The sequence below is a fragment of the Methylibium sp. genome (assembly GCF_031393925.1).
Classification (GTDB): Bacteria; Pseudomonadota; Gammaproteobacteria; order Burkholderiales; family Burkholderiaceae_C; genus Methylibium.
The window spans coordinates 1-4,547 of the sequence record NZ_JANMWL010000292.1 but is presented as its reverse complement, the minus strand read 5'-3'; the positions used below and the strand labels follow the sequence as shown (position 1 = coordinate 4,547).

At 70.0% G+C, this 4,547-nt stretch carries 3 protein-coding genes and 1 pseudogene; all 4 read right to left on the bottom strand.

The window, feature by feature from the left end; genetic code table 11:
* Positions 1–170: 170 nt before the first annotated feature.
* Entirely contained in the window at positions 171–1,133 is a 963-nt protein-coding gene (locus tag RMO12_RS15040; RefSeq protein ID WP_309639893.1) for an alpha-E domain-containing protein, read from the bottom strand.
* A gap of 13 nt (positions 1,134–1,146) precedes the next feature.
* A complete protein-coding gene (locus RMO12_RS15035; RefSeq protein WP_309639894.1) occupies positions 1,147–2,562 on the bottom strand; it encodes a circularly permuted type 2 ATP-grasp protein in 1,416 nt (471 codons plus the stop codon).
* Positions 2,563–2,745: 183 nt separating this feature from the next.
* Positions 2,746–3,522: pseudogene (locus tag RMO12_RS15030) on the bottom strand (transglutaminase N-terminal domain-containing protein); the annotation flags it as partial.
* Positions 3,473–4,547, bottom strand: a 1,075-nt coding sequence (locus RMO12_RS15025) for a ComEC/Rec2 family competence protein (RefSeq protein ID WP_309639892.1), incomplete at its 5' end; no start/stop codon positions are given. The pseudogene RMO12_RS15030 and the gene RMO12_RS15025, both read right to left, overlap by 50 nt.

Sequence of the window (4,547 nt, the reverse complement as noted above, 5' to 3'; positions counted from 1 at the left end):
GCCCTTGCCCTTGCCCTTGCCCTTGCCCTTGCCCTTGCCCTTGCCCTTGCCCTTGCCCTTGCCCTTGCCCTTGCCCTTGCCCTTGCCCTTGCCCGCAACCCGCAACCCGCACGCTGAAAATCGCCGACGGGCCGTTTGCAGACTGCTTTTCCCAGTCAAATCGAAGCCGCCTAAGCCGGCACCAGGAAATCCCGGCTGATGCCCATGCCGAGATCTCCGACCCGATCCAGAAACTGGGTCAGGAAAGCGTGCAGCCCCGTCGCCAGGATCTCGTCGATGCGCCCGAAGCCGAGGTCGGCGCGCAGTCGCCCGGCGCGGCGCAGGGTCTCGCCGCTGTGCTCGTTGGCCAAGTGTTCCAGGTTCGCCACCACCTCGTTCATGCACGCCGCCAGCGAGCGTGGCATGTCGGGCCGCAGGATCAGCAGCTCGGCCACCTTCTCGGGCCGGATCACGTTGCGATAGACCTTGCGATAGACCTCGAAGCCCGACACCGAACGCAGGATTGCGCTCCAGTAATAGAAGTCGATCTCGACCGGCTCGCGCTGCGGCCCGCGCCGGGCGCCGAAGAACTCGTTGTCGGCGGCGTGGAACTTCACGTCGAGCAGCCGTGCGGTGTTGTCGGCGCGCTCGAGAAAGGTGCCCAGGCGCAGGAAGTGAAAGCTCTCGTCCTGCAGCATCGTGCCCAAGGTGACACCGCGCGACAGGTGCGAGCGAAACTTCACCCACTCGAAGAACTCCGCCGGGTCGCGCTGCCAGGCGCCGCCCGCCACCTGGCCCTCGAACTCGAGCCAGGTTCGGTTGGCGGTCTCCCACACTTCGGTGGTGAGCGCGCCACGCACCGCACGTGCGTTCTCGCGCGCGGCGCGCAGGCACGAATGGATGCTCGACGGGTTGGTGTCGTCGCGCACCATGAAGTCCATCACCTCGCGCGCCCGGATGCGGTCGTGGCGATGGTGGTAGTCGGCCGTCAGCTCGCTGATGCTGAGCAGGCCACGCCAGCCTTGTTCGGCCGCCTCGTTCGACTGCGGCAGCAGCGAGGTCTGGTAGTTCACGTCGAGCATGCGGGCGGTGTTCTCCGCTCGCTCGGTGTAGCGCGCCATCCAGAACAAATGATCGGCGGTTCGCGACAGCATGGGCGTTCTCTCCTCAGGCCTCGAGGACCCAGGTGTCCTTGGTCCCGCCGCCCTGCGACGAGTTGACGATCAGCGAGCCTTGCTGCAGCGCCACCCGCGTGAGTCCGCCAGGCACCATCTGCACCGCGCGGCCCGACAGCACGAAGGGCCGCAGGTCGATGTGGCGCGGCGCGATGCCGGCTTGCACGTAGGTCGGGCAGGTCGAGAGCGCCAGGGTCGGCTGCGCGATGTAGTTGCACGGGTTGGCGATGAGCTGCGCGCGAAACGCCCCGAGCTCCGCCTTGCTCGCCGCCGGCCCGACCAGCATGCCGTAGCCGCCGGCGCCATGCACTTCCTTGACGACCAGCTCGGCGAGGTGGGCCAGCACGTAGGCCAGCTCGTCGGGCTCGCGGCACACGTGCGTCGGCACGTTTTCCAGGATGGGTTTCTCGCCGAGATAGAACTCGATCATCTTCGGCACGTACGGGTAGATCGACTTGTCGTCTGCCACGCCGGTGCCGATGGCGTTGCACAGCGCCACGTTGCCGGCGCGGTAGACCGAGAGCAGGCCGGCGCAGCCGAGCGTGGAGCCGGCGCGAAACGCGCTCGGGTCGAGGAAGTCGTCGTCGACGCGCCGGTAAATCACGTCGACGCGCCGCGCGCCCTGCGTGGTGCGCATGTAGACGTGGTTCTCCTTGACGAACAGGTCCTGCCCCTCGACCAGCTCCACGCCCATCTGCTGCGCCAGGAAGGCATGCTCGAAGTAGGCGCTGTTGTACATGCCGGGCGTCAGCACCACCACGGTCGGCTCGTTGACGCCGGCCGGCGCCACCGCGCGCAGGGTGTCGAGCAGCAGGTCGGGATAGTGCGCGACCGGCGCCACCCGGTGCGTGGCGAACAGGTCGGGAAACAGCCGCATCATCATCTTGCGGTTCTCGAGCATGTAGCTCACGCCGCTGGGCACGCGCAGGTTGTCCTCGAGCACCATGTAGCGCCCCGAGCCGTCGGCCTGGCCGGCGCGCACGATGTCGATGCCGGCGATGTGCGCGTAGACCCCGCCGGGCACGTCCACGCCCATCATCTCGGGGCGGAACTGCGCGTTGTGCAGCACCTGGTCGGCGGGCACGATGCCCGCACGCAGGATGTCTTGCCCGTGATAGACGTCGTGCAAGAAACGGTTGAGCGCGTGGACGCGTTGCTCGAGGCCGCGCTCCAGCTCGCGCCATTCGTGCGCGGCAATGATGCGCGGTATGAGGTCGAAGGGAATGAGCCGCTCGCTGCCGGCGCCGTCTTCGTCCTTGGCGCCATAGACCGCGAAGGTGATGCCGACGCGGCGAAAGATCAGCTCGGCCTCTTCACGACGCCCTTGCATCGCCTCGGCTGCTTGCGCGCCGAGCCACTGGTCGTAGCCGCTGTAGTGCTCGCGCACGGCCTGTCCGCGGTGGTGCATTTCGTCGTAGCCGGGCGGCGCATCGCCGTCGTGGGCGATGCGCTCCACCGTCATGGTGTGGCTGAACTCGACCTCGCTCACGCCGACCGCGCCGCTCACCGGCGCGGCCGCGCCGGGCTCGGGCGCGCAAGCGAGCGGTATGTGGCCTGCACCGGCCAGCAGGCCCGAGGTCGGGTCCAGGCCGACCCAGCCGGCGCCGGGCAGGTAGACCTCGCACCAGGCGTGCAGATCGGCGCCGTCGGCGCGGGGGCCATCGGGCGCGGCGAGCTGGATCAGGTAGCCGGAGGCGAAGCGCGCCGCCAGCCCCCACTGGCGCAACAACTGCACCAACAGCCAGCTCGAGTCGCGGCACGAGCCGGCCGCACGCACCAGCGTTTGTTCCGGCGTTTGCACGCCGGGCTCCATGCGCACCTCGTAGCGCGTGGCTTGATGCACGCGCTGGTTCAGGCCCACCACCACGTCGAGCGTGGGCTCACCGGCAGCGGGCGCACCGGCCAGGAAGTCGCGCAGGCCCGGCGTGGGTTGGTCCCTTTGCAGATAGGGCGCGAGTTCGCGTGCCAGCGCCGCCGGGTAATCGACAGGGAAAGCCTCGGCCTGCGAATCGACCACGAAGTCGAAGGGATTGAAAGCGTCGACCTGCGCCTCCAGCGCCACGCTGATGCGCAACTCCCTGGCCGGCTCGGCAAACCGCAGGCACGCGAGATGGTTGCCGTAGGTGTCGCGCTCCCACGCGACCGAATGCGATGCGGGCTCGATGCGCAGCGTGAAGCCGCAGATCGGCGTGCGGCAATGCGGCGCCGGGCGCAAGCGCACGGTCTGCGGCCCGATTGCGACGTCGCGGTCGTAGCGGTAGTGCGTGACGTGGTTCAGCGCGACATGGATCGCCAAGGCGGGGCTCCCTCGTTGTGTTTTAGTCGGTGGCGTCGACCGGGTCCGGGGGAGAAGCAACTTCCAAGCCATCGGACAGGGCAGCGTCGGGCGGATGTCCGGGGGCGTGCCAGTAGCGCCCTGCCTCGCGACGCCAGCACGTCGCACCCTCGGCGCCGTAGCGCCAGGCGCCGCAGTGCGCGCTGTCAACGACGGCGATGCCGCGCGCCTGGTAGCGCGCCAGTACCTCGGCCGCGGGGTGGCCAAAGCGGTTGCGGTAGCCGGCCTGGACCAGCGCAATGCGCGGCGCCACGGCGTCGAGGAAGCCCGCGCTCGACGAGGTCTTGCTGCCATGGTGCGGCACCAGCATCACGTCGCTGGCCAGCGCCGCGCCGTGCTCGGCCACGAGGCGCTGCTCCTGCGCGCGTTCGAGGTCGCCGGTGAGCAGTGCGGTGCGCGCCGTGCCGCCCCACTGGCCGCGCACGCGCAGCAGGCAGCTCAGCGTGTTGGGCCGCGCCTTGTGCAGTTCGGCCTGCTGCAGCGCTTGCGCGCTCGGGTGCAGCAGCTCGAACTCCACGCCGTCCCATTGCCATCGCTGCCCGGCGGCGCAGGCTTGCACGGCGGCGCCGCGCTCGAGGGCCAGCGCCAGCAGCGCATGCGTGCTCTCCAGCGAGCTGAGCAGTTGCACCACCGGCAAGCCGCGCAGCAGCGCTGCGGCGCCGCCGACATGGTCGGTGTCGCGGTGGCTGAGCAGCAAGGTGTCGAGCCGCGCCTCGCCGAGCGCACGCAGCAGCGGCAGCAGCACGCGCTCGCCCGCGTCGGCTTCGCGCGAATACTGCGGACCGGCGTCGTAGAGCAAGGTGTGTCGCGCGGTGCGCAGCAGCACGGCATTGCCCTGGCCGACGTCGACGGCGATCAGCTCAAAGGCACCCTCGGCCGGCCGCTCGACGTGCGGCGCCAGCAGCGGCAGCAACATCGGCAGCCCGAGCGCGCGCACGCGCCACGGCAGGGGCAGCAGCGCCAACGCACCGCCGGCCAGCGCCACGGCCACCGCCCAGGGTGGCGCCGCCGGCACCGACCAGACCGCCCAGCCGGGCGACGCGAGCCAGCGCAGCAGC